13 protein-coding genes are annotated in these 16,310 nt (G+C 70.2%); 6 read left to right on the forward strand and 7 right to left on the reverse strand.

The features are described 5' to 3' along the window. Positions 1-11 precede the first annotated feature (11 nt). Positions 12-899: a helix-turn-helix transcriptional regulator gene (locus tag ASG23_RS00235; RefSeq protein WP_056018467.1), complete on the forward strand. Its 888-nt coding sequence runs from the start codon at positions 12-14 to the stop codon at positions 897-899. Positions 900-988: 89 nt separating this feature from the next. On the opposite strand, the gene dnaB is transcribed toward ASG23_RS00235, so the two are convergent. Next, positions 989-3,580 (reverse strand): replicative DNA helicase, encoded by a 2,592-nt coding sequence (gene dnaB / locus ASG23_RS00240; protein ID WP_056018470.1) that lies wholly within the window; start codon positions 3,578-3,580, stop codon positions 989-991. Positions 3,581-3,906: 326 nt separating this feature from the next. On the opposite strand from dnaB, the gene ASG23_RS00245 reads away from it, so the two are divergent. Next, entirely contained in the window at positions 3,907-5,250 is a 1,344-nt protein-coding gene (locus tag ASG23_RS00245) for an MATE family efflux transporter (protein ID WP_235520761.1), read from the forward strand. A 106-nt stretch (positions 5,251-5,356) separates the two neighbouring features. Here ASG23_RS00245 and rplI read toward each other — a convergent pair whose 3' ends face one another. From rplI to ASG23_RS00270, 5 genes are all read right to left on the reverse strand, one after another. Beyond that, positions 5,357-5,806, reverse strand: coding sequence for a 50S ribosomal protein L9 (rplI, locus tag ASG23_RS00250; RefSeq protein ID WP_056018473.1), 450 nt, complete (start codon positions 5,804-5,806; stop codon positions 5,357-5,359). 14 nt (positions 5,807-5,820) lie between these two features. Further along, positions 5,821-6,057, reverse strand: a complete 237-nt coding sequence (rpsR, locus tag ASG23_RS00255) for a 30S ribosomal protein S18 (RefSeq protein ID WP_056018476.1) — start codon at positions 6,055-6,057, stop codon at positions 5,821-5,823. A gap of 77 nt (positions 6,058-6,134) precedes the next feature. Further along, positions 6,135-6,677: a single-stranded DNA-binding protein gene (locus tag ASG23_RS00260; RefSeq protein ID WP_056018479.1), complete on the reverse strand. Its 543-nt coding sequence runs from the start codon at positions 6,675-6,677 to the stop codon at positions 6,135-6,137. A gap of 74 nt (positions 6,678-6,751) precedes the next feature. Beyond that, entirely contained in the window at positions 6,752-7,045 is a 294-nt protein-coding gene (gene rpsF, locus ASG23_RS00265) for a 30S ribosomal protein S6 (protein ID WP_055915972.1), read from the reverse strand. 218 nt (positions 7,046-7,263) lie between these two features. Beyond that, positions 7,264-9,648 (reverse strand): transglycosylase domain-containing protein, encoded by a 2,385-nt coding sequence (locus ASG23_RS00270; RefSeq protein WP_056018482.1) that lies wholly within the window; start codon positions 9,646-9,648, stop codon positions 7,264-7,266. A 318-nt stretch (positions 9,649-9,966) separates the two neighbouring features. On the opposite strand from ASG23_RS00270, the gene ASG23_RS00275 reads away from it, so the two are divergent. From ASG23_RS00275 to ASG23_RS00290, 4 genes are all read left to right on the forward strand, one after another. Continuing rightward, complete coding sequence (locus ASG23_RS00275; protein ID WP_056018485.1) at positions 9,967-10,617, forward strand: PadR family transcriptional regulator; 651 nt, start codon at positions 9,967-9,969, stop codon at positions 10,615-10,617. Next, positions 10,614-11,705: an inositol-3-phosphate synthase gene (locus ASG23_RS00280; RefSeq protein WP_056018488.1), complete on the forward strand. Its 1,092-nt coding sequence runs from the start codon at positions 10,614-10,616 to the stop codon at positions 11,703-11,705. Before ASG23_RS00275 ends, ASG23_RS00280 begins: the two co-directional genes overlap by 4 nt. A 112-nt stretch (positions 11,706-11,817) precedes the next feature. Beyond that, a complete protein-coding gene (locus tag ASG23_RS00285; protein ID WP_056018491.1) occupies positions 11,818-13,128 on the forward strand; it encodes an MFS transporter in 1,311 nt (436 codons plus the stop codon). After that, positions 13,125-14,813, forward strand: coding sequence for a SpoIIE family protein phosphatase (locus ASG23_RS00290; protein ID WP_056018494.1), 1,689 nt, complete (start codon positions 13,125-13,127; stop codon positions 14,811-14,813). The genes ASG23_RS00285 and ASG23_RS00290 overlap by 4 nt, the downstream gene beginning before the upstream one ends. Here the strand turns inward: ASG23_RS00290 and ASG23_RS00295 are convergent. Then, the gene (locus ASG23_RS00295) at positions 14,788-16,239 is read right to left on the reverse strand and encodes a CCA tRNA nucleotidyltransferase (RefSeq protein ID WP_235520843.1); all 1,452 of its coding nucleotides are present in this window, start codon (positions 16,237-16,239) and stop codon (positions 14,788-14,790) included. The genes ASG23_RS00290 and ASG23_RS00295 overlap by 26 nt on opposite strands. Positions 16,240-16,310 lie beyond the last annotated feature (71 nt).

Here is a 16,310-nt window from a genome sequence, read left to right on the forward strand (position 1 = left end):
ACGGTGGCGAAGTGGACAACCGCGACGAGATCAAGGACTTCCTGCGCACCCGTCGAGCCCGGCTCACCCCAGCGGACGCCGGCCTGACCGCGTTCGCCAGCAACCGGCGGGTGCCCGGTCTCAAGCGCGGCGAGGTCGCCGACCTGGCCGGGGTCAGCGTCGAGTACTACGCCCAGCTCGAACGCGGCAACCTGGCCGGGGTCTCCGACAGCGTCCTGGACTCCCTGGGACGCGCCCTGCAGCTCGACGAAGCCGAACGCACCCACCTGGCCGACCTCGCCCGCGCCGCTGGTCCGGCGACCCGGCAGCGCCCCAAGCCGGCGCCCGGTCAGATCCGCCCCGGAGTGCAGCGCCTGCTCGACCTCATCGGCGACGCCGTCCCGGTCATCGTGAACAACGGCCGCCTCGACCTGGTCGCCGCCAACACCCTCGGCCGCTCCCTGTTCTCACCGGTGTACGCCACACCCCACCCGGTCGGCAGCCCCGCCAACCACGCCCGGTTCACCTTCCTTGACGACCGCGCCCGCGACTTCTGGATCGACTGGGAACGCGCCGCCGACGACGCTGTCTCCCAGCTGCGCACCGAAGCCGGGCGAGACCCCTACGACCGGGCGCTGACTGACCTGGTCGGCGAGCTCAGCACCCAGAGCCCACCGTTCCGCACCCGCTGGGCCGCGCACGATGTCCGCCTACACCGCACCGGACGCAAGCACGTCCGCCACCCCGTCGTCGGCGAGCTCCACCTCGATTTCGAGGTCCTCGACCTGCCCGCCGACCCCGGCCTGACTCTCATCACCTTCACCAGCCCGGCAGGCTCGCCCGACGAAGACGCCATCCGAATGCTGGCCAGCTGGGCAGCGACCAATACCGAGACCGCACCGAGACCGCGTCGTCCGTAGCCACGTTCAGAGCATGACTGGCCGTACTAAAGGCATCCGAGCCCGATCTTCAAACAATCTTTCATCTCGACAACAACACAACAGCGAACTCAGGCCTGCATGTCCACGAAGCGTGAGTAGTGCCCCTGGAATGCCACGACGAGCGTGTCCGTCGGCCCGTTCCGGTGCTTGGCCACGATGACGTCGGCCTCTCCCGCGCGGGGCGATTCTTTCTCATACGCGTCTTCGCGGTGCAAGAGGATGACGATGTCGGCATCTTGCTCGATCGATCCCGATTCACGCAGGTCGCTCATCTGCGGCCGCTTGTCCGTCCGCTGCTCGGCGCCACGGTTCAGCTGCGAGATGGCGATGACCGGGACCTCGAGCTCCTTGGCCAGCAGCTTGAGCGCACGCGAGAACTCGGAGACCTCCTGCTGTCGGGACTCGACGCGCTTGCCGGAGGACATCAGCTGGAGATAGTCGATGACCACCAGCTTGAGGTCGTGCTTCTGCTTGAGCCGCCGGCACTTGGCGCGGATCTCCATCAGGGACATGTTGGGCGAGTCGTCGATGAAGAGCGGCGCCTCGGAGATCTTGCCCATGGTCGCGGCGATCTTGGCCCAGTCGTCCTCGCCCATCTGGCCGTTGCGCAGCTTCTGCAGGTGCACGCGCGCCTCGGCGGAGAGCAGACGCATGGTGATCTCGTTGCGGCTCATCTCGAGCGAGAAGACGACGGACGTCATGTTGTGCTTGATCGACGCCGACCGGGCGATGTCGATGCCCATCGTCGAGTTGTGCGTCGGGATCATCGAGTCGCCGGCGAGGTACAGGTGCGATGCGTGCTCGATCTCGACGCAGCGCACAGGCACGCTCTCGATCGGGTCGACGGACACGATGAACCGTTGCGTCAGTCGGGCGGTCGAGGGGCCGCGGCGCTCCTTGTGCACCAGCCGCTTACGCTCGAGACCGAACACGTCGTCATCCGTCGTGAACGTCAGCGTGTACGCGATCGACGAGGCCTCGGTCCGGCCGGCAACCCGCTTGGTCGACCACCCGGTCCGGTACCCGAGCGAGTGGACGAGCTCGCGGACGTCCTCGGCCAACCGCCGGCTCGTGAGTGCGATCTGCGGCGAGCCTGTCGGGTTGACGGTGCCGTCCGTGTCGAGAAGCCCTGCGAGCAGGTCGCGCCGCTGCTGCTCGCTCGCACGCAGGTATCTCGACGGGATGTGCTTGTTGCCCAGGACGCCGAGCGTACGAAGCCGACCGTGGATGGTCCCGTTCGCGTCGTGGCACGGCTGGCACCGGAGGAGTCCGGTCGTCTCGACGCCGCAGTCGGGGCAGGTCGGCACAGGCACCGGGCCCGTGAGCGCCTTGACCTTGCCGCCGCAGGACCGGCCGCAGGTGCGGACCTGCGAGCGCTTCGGTACAAACGCCACACCGCAGACCTCGCAGCAGCGCTCAGCGACCGTGGTGACCGGCAGTTGGATCGAGTACGACCGGGCGGCGCCGGAATCCGAGACGGTGGCTCGTGCGACGAGGCCGCGCCCCTCGATCAGCATGGCGATCTCGGGGTCAGCGCTCGTGAAGCGCGCCGAGGCCGAGTGACCGTCACCAAGCCACACGCCGAGCGCGTACGGGTCGATCGGGAGCTCCGCCTCCGGCAGACGCAGCGCGGTGGTCGTGGCGACCGAGTGGTTGGCGCGGCCGTCGGCGGTCGCGCACCTGACGCTGGTGTAGATCTCCTCGGTCGTGCGGATCGCGGAGAGACCCACGTTCCGTCGGCGCTCCGCGCGGGTGCTGGTCGCCCACTGATGGAGTGCGTCCGCGACGATCTCGCTTCCGTCGTCGAACGTCACGCGGTAGGTCGGCCGACCGAGGAGCACGTCCGTGGCGGCGACGACGCGCGTCGGCGTCCCGTCTGCAGCGAGGAGCTCCTCACCGACCCGGACCTTGCCCATCGTCGTCCAGCCCGTCGGCGTGGGCAGAGGCGTGTCGAGCGCGAGTGCCTTGCCGATGGCGGGACGGGCAGCGAGCACGATCATCTGCCCGGGGTGCAATCCATTGGTCAATCTGTCCAGGTCCGAGAACCCCGTCGGCACGCCGATCATGCCCTCGCCGCGGTGGCCGGCAGCCTCGATCTCGTCGACCGCACCGCCGATGATGTCGCCGAGGATCAGGTAGTCCTCGGACGACCGTCGCTCGGTGACCGCGTAGACCTCGGCCTGTGCGTTGTTCACGATCTCGTCGACGTCACCGCCGTCGGTGCCGTAGCCGAGCTGGACGATGCGGGTGCCCGCCTCGACGAGCTTGCGGAGCACGGAGCGCTCACGCACGATCCGGGCGTAGTAGCCGGCGTTCGCGGCGGTGGGGACCGACGAGATGAGCGTGTGCAGGTAGGGGGCACCGCCGATGCGCTGGATCTCGCCGCGCTTGGTCAGCTCGTCCGCGACGGTGATGGCGTCAGCCGGCTCGCCGCGGCCGTAGAGGTCGATGATCGCGTCGTAGACGACCTCGTGGGCCGGGCGGTAGAAGTCGGTGCCGCGGATCTGCTCGACGACGTCGGCGATCGCGTCCTTGGAGATCATCATGCCGCCGAGCACGCTGCGCTCGGCGTCGAGGTCCTGCGGCGGGGTGCGGTCGTAGCCACCGCCACCGCGGTTGGTACCCGACGGCGCGCCGTACTCGAGCTCCTCGATCGTCACGTGATCCCCATCGTCGTCATCCGAACACATGTTCCATGGGGGGTCTGACATCCGCGCCCAGGCGAGATTCCCAGGCGCAGCATCGGGTCCTCGCACTCGCGACGTTAGGGGTCCGCGTAGTCCTCGTCCAACTGGGTCGGAACGCCCTGTGGGCAACGTGCAGACTTCTGTGGAGCGAGGCCTCACCTACTGTGAGCGGGGCTGTGGATCACGTCCGGTTCTGTCCACAGTCCGTGGACAGGGGTGTGGACAGAGGAACGAGCTTCGCCGCCGATCCGCCTGTCACCCGCAGGAACGCTGTGCACCCGCTGTGGATTCGAGAAAGGTTGGCCGAGATTTCATCTGTCGGACGTCGACCCCCCGGCATCGACCACCAGATACTGGCTCTCGCTGTTCCGGCGCTCGGCGCTCTCGTCGCCGAGCCGCTCTTCGTGCTCGTCGACTCCGCCGTCGTCGGCCACCTGGGAACCGCCCCCCTGGCTGGACTCGCCCTCGCCTCGACCGTGCTCATGACCGTCATCGGGCTCTGCGTCTTCCTCGCCTACGCCACGACGGCCGCCGTCGCCAGACGACTCGGGTCAGGCGACCGCGCGGGTGCGCTGCAGGTCGGTGTCGACGGGATGTGGCTGGCCGTGGGCCTCGGCATCGTGCTGGCCGCCGCCACGTGGCTGAGCGCCCCCTGGCTGATCGAGGCACTCGGGGCTTCCGACGAGGTCGCCCAGCAGGCCGTCACCTACCTGCGCTGGTCGGCACCGGGCCTCCCCGGCATGCTCCTGGTCCTCGCGTCCACGGGCGCTCTGCGCGGGTTGCTGGACACCCGCACGCCCCTGGTCGTCGCCGCAGCCGGTGCCGTCGTCAACGCGGTGCTCAACGTGGTGCTCGTCTACGGCGTCGGCATGGGGATCGCCGGCTCCGGACTCGGCACCGCGCTCACGCAGCTGGCCATGGCCGTGGCCCTCACCGTCGTCGTCGTCCGCGGTGCGAGGGGCTCAGGTGCGCAGCTCCGCCCGGCCGCCGGAGGTATCTGGGCCAACGCGCGCGCCGGGACGCCTCTGTTCGTCCGCACGCTGTCGCTGCGGCTGGCCATCCTGCTGACCGTGTGGGTCGCCACGGGTCTGGGGGCGGTCGAGCTCGCCGGGCACCAGGTGGTCAGCGTCGTCTGGGGGCTCGCCGCGTTCGCGCTCGACGCGCTCGCCATCGCCGCACAGGCCCTCGTCGGCCATGCCCTGGGCGCCGCGGACGTCTCCCGCGTCCGGGCGGTCCTGAAGCGCACCCTCCAGTGGGGAGTGGGGGCCGGCGCGGCGCTCGGGCTCGTCGTCGGCGGGCTCTCGTGGGTCTACGTCCCCCTCTTCACGTCCGACGACGACGTCCGCCGGGCCGCCGTCGCCGCCCTCGTCGTCGCGGCCGTGACGATGCCGATGGCCGGCTGGGTGTTCGTGCTCGACGGCGTGCTCATCGGCGCCGGCGACGGCCGGTTCCTGGCCTGGGCCGGCATGGCGACGCTGGTGGTCTACGTGCCGTTCGCGCTGGCCGTCCGGGAGTCGGCTCCACCGGGCGCGGCCGGGTTGGCGTGGCTGTGGGCGGCGTTCGCGGGGGTCTTCATGCTGGCCCGCGCGATCACCACCGGCTGGCGCGCCCGCGGCTCGGCCTGGATGGTCACAGGCGCCTGATCCAGCTTCCGGGGCGATCGAGTGCGGGCGTTGCGGTGGCTGGGCCAGACACAGAAGCGCCCCGCTCCCCACGAGGGGAACGGGGCGCTGCTGGATGTTGCTCAGCTCAGGCTGCGACGACCTTGACGGTCACCGTCGCGGACACGCCTGCGTGCAGACGGACCGACACCTGGTACTCGCCGAGGGCCTTGATCGGCTGACCGATCTCGACCTTCCGCTTGTCGATCTGCGGGGCGCCCGACTTCTTGACCGCGTCAGCGATCTCGGCAGTCGTGACGGCACCGAACAGACGGCCCGACTCGCCGGCCTTGGCCGACACGACGACCGGCTTGCTCTGCAGAGAGTCGCGGATCGCCTTCGCGTCGTCGAGCGTCGCGATCTCGCGGGCCTTGCGGGCCTTGCGGATCGCGGTGACGTCCTTCTCGGCGCCCTTGGTCCAGGCCGTCGCCAGGTTGCGCGGGACGAGGAAGTTCCGGGCGTACCCGTCCTTCACCTCGACCACGTCACCGGGCTCACCGAGACCGGTGACCTCGTGGGTCAGGATGATCTTCGCCATGATGGTCCCCTTTCTCAGCGCGCCGACGACGAGTACGGCAGGAGAGCCATCTCGCGGGCGTTCTTGACGGCACGCGCGATCGCGCGCTGCTCCTGCGTGGACACACCGGTCACCCGGCGAGCGCGGATCTTTCCGCGGTCGGAGATGAACTTGCGCAGCAGCGCAGTGTCCTTGTAGTCGACGACGTCGATCTTCGCCGCCTTGAGCGGGTTCAACTTCTTCTTGGGCTTACGAACCACGGGCTTGGCCATCGTGGTGCTCCTTGTCTGCTGGAGCCCTGGGCGTTGCCGTGCCCAGGGATGGGGAATGTCTGAGAGTCAGGCGCCGATCAGAACGGGGGCTCGTCGGAGTAGCCGGCACCGCCAGCACCACCCGCGGGCGTCGCCCACGGGTCGTCCTGCGTGTTGCCGCCACCGCCACCGGAGCCACCGAATCCGCCGCCGCCGCCACCGTTGTTGAAGCCGCCGCCGCCCCCGCCGCCGAAGCCACCGCCGCCGCCACCCGAACGCTGGGTCCGGGTGACCTTGGCCGTGGCGTAGCGAAGGGACGGGCCGACCTCGTCGACCTGGAGCTCGTACACGGTGCGCTTCTCGCCCTCACGGGTCTCATAGGAGCGCTGCACGAGCCGGCCGGTCACGATGACGCGGGTGCCCTTGGTGAGCGACTCGGCGACCGACTCGGCCGCCTCCCGCCAGATCGAGCAGCGGAGGAACAGCGTGTCGCCGTCCTTCCACTCGTTGCTCTGGCGGTCGAACGTACGGGGGGTGGACGCGACGGTGAAGTTCGCGACAGCGGCCCCGGAAGGGGTGAAGCGCAGCTCGGGATCCCCGGTCAGGTTCCCGATCACCGTGATGACGGTCTCACCGCTCATGCCCAGCTCCTCGTTCGTTCGATCAGTCGGAAGGTGTGTGGGACCGCACGTTACGGGCGGCCACCCACAAGAGATCAGGCGTCGGCGCGCAGGACCTTGGTCCGCAGGACGACCTCGTTGAGGCCGAGCTGGCGGTCGAGCTCCTTGGCGGTCGCGGGCGTCGCGTGGAAGTCGATGACGGCGTAGATGCCCTCGGACTTCTTCTGGATGTCGTAGGCAAGCCGACGACGGCCCCAGATGTCGACCTTGTCGACAGTGCCACCGTCGGTCTTGATGACCGTCAGGTACTTGTCGAGCGACGGAGCAACGGTGCGCTCTTCGATCTCGGGGTCAAGGATGATCATGAGTTCGTACTGACGCAGGCTCATACCCACCTCCTCTGGTCTTCGCGGCCACGGTCGATCCGTGGCAGGAGGGTGTGTGCGTCGCTGGCCGGACGGTCCCGTCCATGACGACGGTCCCCTCCGGGCACAGCAATCTCCTAGGCTACCCGGCCCGGAGCCACCGCCGAAATCGGCTGTGGACGGGCGCGGACCTGGAAGCTGTGGCGAGGGCTGTGAAGGACTGCGTCCGCCCTCGCCGTGGATCACGGGGTCGGCGCGGGCGTCGGCTCGGGCGTCGGTTGGGGGTCCGGCTTGGGCTCCTTCGTCGGGACCGGCTTCGGCCCGCTCGAGACGACGAGCGTCACCGGTCCACCGGGCGCGAGCATGGTGCCGCCCTTCGGGTCCACCCGGATGACGCGCCCGGCCGGCACCGAGTCGGACGGCTCCGAGACGACGCTCGCGACCAGCCCGGCGTTGATGATCGACGCGGTCGCGTCACCCTCGAGCCTGCCCTCGAGACCGGACGGGACCGCGATCTCCGACGGCGCCTCCTGGGTGGGCTCCTCCGTCGGCGCGACCGTCTCCGTGGGAGCCGTCGGTGTCGGAGTCGGCTTGCCGCCGACGTTGGCCCGCGCGGGGAACTGGAGCACCTCGGCATACTGCGGCTGCGCGAAGACGTCCGTCATGTACGACTGCCACAGGAACGCCGGCCAGGTGGACCCCGTGACGTACTTGACCTTGCCGATCTGCGCAATCGACTCCTGCGTCGTGCCGTCCGTACCGATCTGGCTCAGCGACACCTCGGTGACGATGTTGGGGGTGAAGCCGACGAACCAGGCCGACTTGTTGTCCTGTGAGGTGCCAGTCTTCCCCGCGATCGGTCGGCCCAGGGGCTTGATCCACGTCTTGCCGGACCCCTTCTCGACCACCTGGGTCATCGCGAAGGTCGTGTCGGCCATGACGTCCGCGGCGAACGCCCGCTCGGTCGGGTCCTTGTGCTGGTACGCGACCTTCCCGTCGTCGTAGCTGACGGTGCGGACGATGTACGGGTCCACCCGCATCCCGCCCGAGGCGATCGTCGCGTAGGCGCCCGCGACGTCGATCGGCTGCACGTCCGCGGTACCGAGCACGTTGGCCCTGTTCGTGTCGACCGGTGCCGGGAGGCCCGCGCGCTCGGCGACCGCCGCGGTCGTCTCCGGTCCGACCTGGAGGTTGAGCTGCGCGTAGACGGTGTTCACCGACTCCGCGGTCGCCTGGACCAGATCGATGTTGCCGTACTGGTCGTTGCCGAAGTTGTTGACCTTCCAGTCCCCGAACTCCTGCGGCGTGTGCCCGTCGAACTTGGTGCTCAGGCTGACGCCCTGCTCGAGCGCCGCGATCAGAGTGAACGGCTTGAACGTCGACCCCGGCTGGACGTTGTCGTAGGTCACGGCGTTCCGCTGGTCGGTGAGGAAGTCGGAACCTCCGTACAAGGACACGATCGCGCCGTCCTTGGGGTCCACGGACGAGAGCGACACGCGGGTGCGCGCGTCGGGGATCGCCCCGTCCTGCCCGGGCAGCGTCCCGGCGCGGAACGCCTCGGCCTGCGCCACGGCAGCGTCCTGCAACGGCTTCTGGATGGTGGTGACGACCGTCAGGCCCCGGCGGTTGATCTCGTCGTCGGAGAACGCCAGCGGCTCGCCGTTGAGCTCGTCGCGCACCATGTCGAGCAGGTAGCCGACAGAGCCACCCATCGTGTTCGACCGCTGGTACGCCTGGGTCTCAGGGAAGACCATCGGCGCGCGCTCGGCGGCGGTGAGCCAGCCCTCCTCCTCCATGGAGTCGAGGACGATGTTCCAGCGCGCCTCCGCCTTCTTGGGGTTCTCGGCGGGGTCCCAGTTGTTGGGCGAGGGGATGATGCCGGCCAGCAGGGCGGCCTGCTCGCGGGTCAGCGCGGCGGCGTCCACCCCGAAGTAGGCCTGGGACGCGGCCTGGATGCCGTACGAGTCACGACCGAAGTAGATCGTGTTGAGGTACCGCTCCATGATCTCGGTCTTCGACTCCACCTTGGCGATCTTGATCGCGAGGAGCGTCTCCTTGAACTTGCCGGCGTAGTCGGTCGTCGTCTCGTTGACGTAGTACCGCTCGACGTACTGCTGCGTGAGCGTCGACCCACCCTGGGTCGGCCCGCCGCGCAGGTTGTTGAGGAGCGCACGGCCCATGCCGGTGATCGACACACCGCTGTTGTTGGTGAAGAACGTCTTGTCCTCGGCGGCGGCGACCGACTGGCCCACGTACTCGGGCAGCGAGGCGTAGGGGACGATCTGACGCTTCTGCGCCGCGAACGTGCCCATCACCTCGCCGGGGGACCCGTCGGCGTTGTTCGCGTAGTAGACCGTGGTCGTCTGCGCCTTGGTGTCGTCGGCCTGGTCCGGGATCGTCGTGCTGGCGTACGCGGCCACGACCCCGCCGGCGCCGAGGAAGCCGACCGCAAGGATGCTGCCGACGGCGAAGCGCCACGACGGCAGCCAGCGGTGCAGACCGTGGTAGCCCGTCCGTGGGTAGTCGAAGAAGCGTCGCTTGGGGGCGCTGCTGCGCGACGAGGTAGCCGTGCCGGGGGGCGCACTGCGCTTCCCCCGGGCCGGAGCCCTCCGATTCGTGCGTGCCAACGCTCTGCCTTCCGTCCGACGAACAGGTCCGGCTGTCCGCCCGCCCCGCCGGTCCCACGGACCGGTTTCGGGCAGACGTCAGCCGCGGAGCCCAGTATGGAGGACCCTCCTGTGCCCGCCACGGGACCGAAGGCCCAGATCCGAGCAGCCTTCACACGATCGGCACGGTGCCCGCGAACCGCCGTCGCACGCCGGCGCCCCGAGGTGACGGCGGTCACCCGTCCGAGGCCGAACTTGCCCATTCCCTCGTTCTCGACATAACCTACGGATGTATCGAGTTGATACATCGATTCCACCAACATCCTGAGGAGGTGCCCCGTGCGCGGTCGTTCCGACGTGCTCGAGCCGGCCATCCTCGGGCTGCTCCACGAGTCCCCGATGCACGGGTACGAGCTGCGCAAGCGCCTCAACCTCGTGCTCGGCTCGTTCCGTGCGCTCTCGTACGGCTCGCTCTACCCGTGCCTGAAGTCGCTGGTCGAGCGCGGCTGGATCCAGGGCACCGAGTCCGTCGAGACGCCGCCCGCCGTGGCGTCCAAGCGCGCCCGCATCGTCTACCAGCTGACCGCCGACGGCAAGGAGCACCTCCAGCAGGTGCTCGCGTCGTCCGGGCCGGCCACCTGGGAGGACGAGAACTTCGACGTCCGGTTCGCCTTCTTCGGGCAGACCGACGCCGAGACCAGGCTTCGGATCCTCGAGGGTCGGCGCACGCGCCTGACCGAACGTCTCGAGACGATCCGCCTGTCCTTCGCCCGCACCCGCGAGCGCATGGACGAGTACACCCTCGAGCTCCAGCGGCACGGCCTCGAACAGGTCGAGCGTGAGGTCCGCTGGCTCGACGGACTGATCGACAACGAGCGCGGCCTCCGTCGCACCCGTCCTGCAGGCACCGGTCGTCCGGCCGTTGCTGACACACCCGCGGTGGACGACGACGTCGCCCCCGCGCGAACCACCGAGAAGGAGCGAGGATGACCTCCATCCGCGTCGCCATCGTCGGCGTCGGCAACTGCGCCGCGTCGCTCGTCCAGGGCGTGCACTACTACGCCGACGCTGACCCGAGCAGCACCGTGCCCGGTCTGATGCACGTGCAGTTCGGCGACTACCACGTCCGCGACATCGAGTTCGTCGCGGCGTTCGACGTCGACGCGAAGAAGGTCGGCTTCGACCTGTCCGAGGCCATCGGCGCCTCGGAGAACAACACGATCAAGATCGCCGACGTGCCCCCGCTCGGCGTGACCGTGCAGCGCGGCGTGACCAACGACGGTCTCGGCAAGTACTACCGCGAGACCATCACCGAGTCCGACGCCGAGCCCGTCGACATCGTCGCCGCCCTGCGTGAGGCGCAGGCCGACGTTCTCATCTGCTACCTGCCCGTCGGGTCCGAGATCGCCGCGAAGTACTACGCGCAGTGCGCCATCGACGCCGGTGTCGCGTTCGTGAACGCCCTGCCCGTCTTCATCGCGTCCGACCCGGTCTGGGCCGCGAAGTTCGAGGCTGCCGGCGTCCCGATCGTCGGCGACGACATCAAGTCGCAGGTCGGCGCGACCATCACGCACCGTGTCCTCGCGAAGCTCTTCGAGGACCGCGGCGTCGTGCTGGACCGCACGTACCAGCTGAACGTCGGCGGCAACATGGACTTCAAGAACATGCTCGAGCGTGAGCGCCTGGAGTCCAAGAAGCTCTCCAAGACGCAGGCCGTGACCTCCAACCTGACCGGCCCCTTGGGCGGCAAGAAGGAGGACCGCAACGTCCACATCGGCCCGTCGGACTACGTCGCCTGGCTCGACGACCGCAAGTGGGCCTACGTCCGCCTCGAGGGTCGCGCGTTCGGTGAGGTTCCCCTGAACCTCGAGTACAAGCTCGAGGTCTGGGACTCGCCCAACTCGGCCGGCATCATCATCGACGCCCTGCGCGCCGCGAAGATCGCCAAGGACCGCGGCGTCGGTGGCCCGATCCTGTCGGCGTCGACGTACTTCATGAAGTCCCCGCCGGTCCAGATGGAAGACACCCTCGGCCGCGCCGAGCTGGAGTCCTTCATCCGCGGCGAGAACGAGCGCTGAGCTCGACCTCTCCGCTGAACCGACGACGAAGGCGCGCATCCCCCGGGGTGCGCGCCTTCGTCGTCCACGCGTAAGGAACGGGGCCCCGACCGCCGGGTGCAAGGATGAGCCGGTGCAGGTGATCGCCGACCTCAGGGCCCTCTGGCCTCTGCAGGACTTCCGCAAGCTGTTCGCCGTCCGGCTGGTCAGCCAGACGGCCGACGGGATGTTCCAGGTCGGCCTCGCCACCCTGTTCTTCTTCTCACCGGAGAACGCCAGCACCGCGACGGGCGTCGCGACGGCGTTCGCCGTGCTGCTGCTGCCGTTCACGATCGTGGGCCCGTGGGCCGGGGTGCTGCTGGACCGGTGGCGGCGCCGGCAGGTGCTGTTCGTCGGCAACCTCGTCCGCGTCGGGATCACCGTGGTCATCGCGCTGCTCATGGCCACGGACGGGGTGGGACCGGCCGTCTACGTGCTCGCGCTGGTGAACCTGTCGATCAACCGCTTCCTGCTGTCGGCGCTCAGTGCGGCGCTGCCGCGCACGGTCGACGGCCCGCTGCTGCTCACCGCGAACTCCCTGACGCCGACGCTCGGTGCCGCGGCGGCCGGTGTGGGTGGGGCGATCGGGCTGGTGCTCAGCCTGGTGCTGCCGGCGGGTCGGGGGCGGGATGCGACGGCGCTGTTCCTCGCAGCGGCGGTCATGGCGACGGCGGCCGCCCTGGCCACCCGGCTGGGCAAGGACCGGCTGGGTCCCGACGAGCGCGCCGACGCGGCCCAGCTGCGCGCCGCCCTCGGCATCCTCGCGCGCGGCCTGGTCGCCGGCGCACGGCACCTGATCGAGCGTCGGACCCCCGCACGGGCCCTCGGCATCATGGCTGCCCACCGGTTCCTGTACGGGGTCACGTTCATCGCGAGCATCCTCATCGCCCGCAACCTGCTGTCGGACCCGGCGGACGCCGACGAGGGTCTGCGGACGTTCGGGCTGGTGCTGGGGGCGTCGGCGCTTGGGTTCGTGCTGGCGGTGGTCCTCACTCCGGTGCTGTCGCCGCGCACCGGTCCGCACGTCTGGATCGTCCTGTGCCTGGGCCTCGCCGCCGTCAGCCAGCTCCTGCTCGTCGCGTCCAGCGCACGCGCCGCGGTCCTCGTCGCCGCCGGCTTCCTCGGCCTGGCCGCCCAGGGCGCCAAGATCGCCGTCGACACGATCGTGCAGCGCGACACCGACGACGCCTTCCGTGGCCGCGCGTTCGCGCTCTACGACGTCCTCTACAACGCCGCGTTCGTCGGGGCCGCCGCCCTCGGCGCGATCACCCTGCCGGACACCGGCTACTCCCAGGGACTGTTCCTCGTGCTCGCCGTCGCGTACGCCGGGTTCGCTGCGCTGTACGGATCCGCCTCCCGAAGGGTCCCCGCGGTGCCCCCCGTCCCTGCACGGGTCGCCCCGTGAGCAGCGACGACAAGGTGGTCGGGCGGCAGGACGACCTGCCGCTGAACGCGGTCCTCGGCAGCGACCTCGCACTGTCGATCTCGGACGCGCTCCGCGACGACAACCCCCTCGTCTGGGTCAACCGTGCGTTCACCCGGCTCACCGGCTACCCGGCCGAGGAGGTCCTCGGCCGCAACTGCCGGTTCCTCCAGGGTGCGGACACCGACCCGGTCGCCGTCGCGCGCATCCGGACCGCCCTCGACGAGCAGCGAGCGGTGGCCACGGTCATCCGCAACTACCGACGTGACGGCACCCCCTTCTGGAACCAGGTGGTGATCAGCCCGGTCGTCGACGAGAGCGGCCGGGTCACGCACCACATCGGGATCCAGGTCGACGTCACCGACCGCGTGGCAGCCGAGCGCGCACAGGACCTCGAGATCGACGTGCCCCACGAGGCGACGGCCCGGCTGGACCTGCTGGCCCGGATCAGCGACGAGCTCGCGCAGCGGCTGGAGTACGACGACGCCGTGGACGCCCTCGGCGACATCGCCGTCCCGGCACTGGCCACGTGGGGATTCGTCGCGGTGACCGACGACCGGGGGCGGTTCGACCGCATCCACCTGGCCGTCGCCGACCCGGCCGACCGGGAGGCAGCGCAGGCGCTGGCGGACGAGGACATCGGCTGGCTGTCGCGGGCGCCCAAGATCATCGAGGCGCTGACCAGCGGACCCGGTTTCGTCGCGACGCCGTACGCGATCGACGTGGCGAGCCTGCCCGGTCGCACGACCCCCACGCAGCTCGCGCTGCTGCGCCGGCTCGGTCTGGGCAGCGCGATGGTGGTGCCGCTGAGAGCGCGCGACCGCGTCCTCGGAGTGCTGACCCTGGTCGCTGTCGACGGCTTCTCGGCCGACGCGGTGGTCACGGCCGCGCACCTGGGGCGCCGTGCCGGCCTGGCGCTCGACAACGTCCGCCTGTTCCTCGCCGAGCGGTCCGCCGCCGTGACCCTGCAGCGAAGCCTGCTCCCCGAGATCCCGGCGATCCCCGGCCTGGACGTCGCCGCCGCGTACATCCCGTCCGCCCGCAGGGCCGAGGTCGGGGGCGACTGGTTCGACGTGCTCCCGCTCCCGGACGGTGCTGTCGGCCTGGCTGTCGGGGACGTCGTCGGGCACGACCTGCAAGCCGCAGCCGCGATGGGTCAGCTCCGGTCGCTGCTGCGGTCGTACGCGTGGGAGGGGTCCTCGCCCGGCCATGTCCTGGCGCGTGCCGACGAGCTGGTGCGCGGTCTGGACATCGCTGACATCGCGACCTGCGCCTACCTGCGCTGGGAGTCGTCCGGCTCCGGTGCCCACGTCACCTACGCCCGCGCCGGCCACCCGCCGCCTCTGCTCCGGCTCACGGGCGGTGAGGTCCTCGCCCTGGACGACGGGCTGTCCACGCCCATCGGGGTGGCAGGCCCCGGTGGCGCCGAGGCGAAGGTCGACGTCCCTCCGGGCGCCACCCTCGTCCTCTACACCGACGGGCTGGTCGAGCGTCGGGACCGCGGGCTGCGCGAAGGCATCGAGGCACTCGCGGCAGCACTGTCGGCCCTGCCGGACGACGCCGACGCGACCGCCGTGAAGGACCGGCTGGTCGGGGGCTTCGTCGGCACGCACCAGGAGGACGACGTGTGCCTGCTCGTGGTCAGGCGCGCGCGGCCCACCACGTGAGCAGCTCGTCCCGGGCCGCGTCGGGGCCTAGCGGACCGCGCTCCATCCGCAGCTCGAGGAGGTGCTTGTAGGCCTCACCCACCTCGCGTCCGGGCGACAGCCCGAGGATCTCCATGATCTGGGTGCCGTCCAGGTCCGGCCGGATCGAGCTGAGCTCCTCCTGCTCGCGCAGGCGGGCGATCCGGTCCTCGAGGTCGTCGTACGCCGCCGACAGCCGCGCCGCCTTGCGCAGGTTCCGCGTGGTGCAGTCGGACCGGGTCAGCCGGTGCAGCCGCTCCAGCAGGGGCCCCGCGTCCGTGACGTAGCGACGCACCGCGGAGTCGGTCCAGCCGCCCTCGCCGTACCCGTGGAACCGCAGGTGCAGCTCCGTCAGCCGTGCGACCGCCTGCACCGTGGCCTTGTCGTACCGCAGCTCCTTGAGCCGCTTGGCGACGAGCTTGGCGCCGACCATCTCGTGGTGGTGGAAGCTGACGCCGCCGCCGCCCTCGAACCGGCGGGTCTTCGGCTTGCCGATGTCGTGCAGCAGCGCCGCGAGCCGGAGCACGAGGTCGGGACCGGGCACCGCGCCGTCGGGACCGGTCTCCAGGGCGATCGCCTTGTCCAGCACCATCAGCGAGTGCTCGTACACGTCCTTGTGCCGGTGGTGCTCGTCGATCTCCAGCCGCAGGGCGGGCAGCTCGGGCAGGACGTGCGCCGCCAGACCCGTGTCGACCAGCACCTCCAGACCCGCCCGCGGCTGCGCGGAGACCAGCAGCTTGCTCAGCTCGTCGCGGACCCGCTCCGCCGAGACGATCGTGATCCGCTCCGCCATGTCGACGATCGCGGTGTGGGCTTGGGGGTCGACCCCGAAGCCGAGCTGGGCGGCGAACCGCGCGGCCCGCATCATCCGCAGCGGGTCGTCGTCGAAGGACTGCCGCGGGTCCACCGGGGTCCGCAGCAGACCGGCCGCGAGGTCCGTGAGGCCGTCGAACGGGTCGACGAACGTCAGGTCCGGCACGCGGACGGCCATGGAGTTCACGGTGAAGTCACGACGAGACAGGTCGCCCTCGAGCGAGTCGCCGAACGCGACCTGCGGCTTGCGCGACGTGGGGTCGTACTCGTCGGACCGGTACGTGGTCACCTCGACGACCACGTCGTCCGCCAGCGACGAGCGCCGACCGGCGAACCGGCGGGCACCGATGGTGCCGAACTCCTTGCCGATGTCCCAGTGCGCGTCGCCCCAGCGGGCCAGGATCGCCTGGGTCTTGTCCGGGGTCGCCGACGTCGCGAAGTCGAGGTCCGCCGACGCCCGACCGAGGAACGCGTCCCGCACCGGACCGCCGACGAGCGCGAGCTCGTGCCCGGCCGCACGGAACAGGTCGCCCAGCTCGAGCGCGTCAGCGGGCAGCCCCGCCAGCACGCTGAGCGCACGCTTCTGCAACCCCACCAGGGCGGCGCTCAGGTCAGGGGAGTCGGGGCCGACGGACGGATCGAGGGAGGGCACTCGTCCAAGCCTGC

This window comes from Cellulomonas sp. Leaf395 (assembly GCF_001424125.1).
Taxonomy (GTDB): Bacteria; Actinomycetota; Actinomycetes; order Actinomycetales; family Cellulomonadaceae; genus Cellulomonas.

Bases quoted from the DNA above. Each gene is read 5' to 3' on its own strand.
- rplI (WP_056018473.1), bottom strand. From the start codon at position 5,806: ATGGCGAAGATCATCCTGACCCACGAGGTCACCGGTCTCGGTGAGCCC.
- rpsR (WP_056018476.1), bottom strand. From the start codon at position 6,057: ATGGCCAAGCCCGTGGTTCGTAAGCCCAAGAAGAAGTTGAACCCGCTC.
- ASG23_RS00260 (WP_056018479.1), bottom strand. From the start codon at position 6,677: ATGAGCGGTGAGACCGTCATCACGGTGATCGGGAACCTGACCGGGGAT.
- rpsF (WP_055915972.1), bottom strand. From the start codon at position 7,045: ATGAGCCTGCGTCAGTACGAACTCATGATCATCCTTGACCCCGAGATC.
- ASG23_RS00280 (WP_056018488.1), top strand. From the start codon at position 10,614: ATGACCTCCATCCGCGTCGCCATCGTCGGCGTCGGCAACTGCGCCGCG.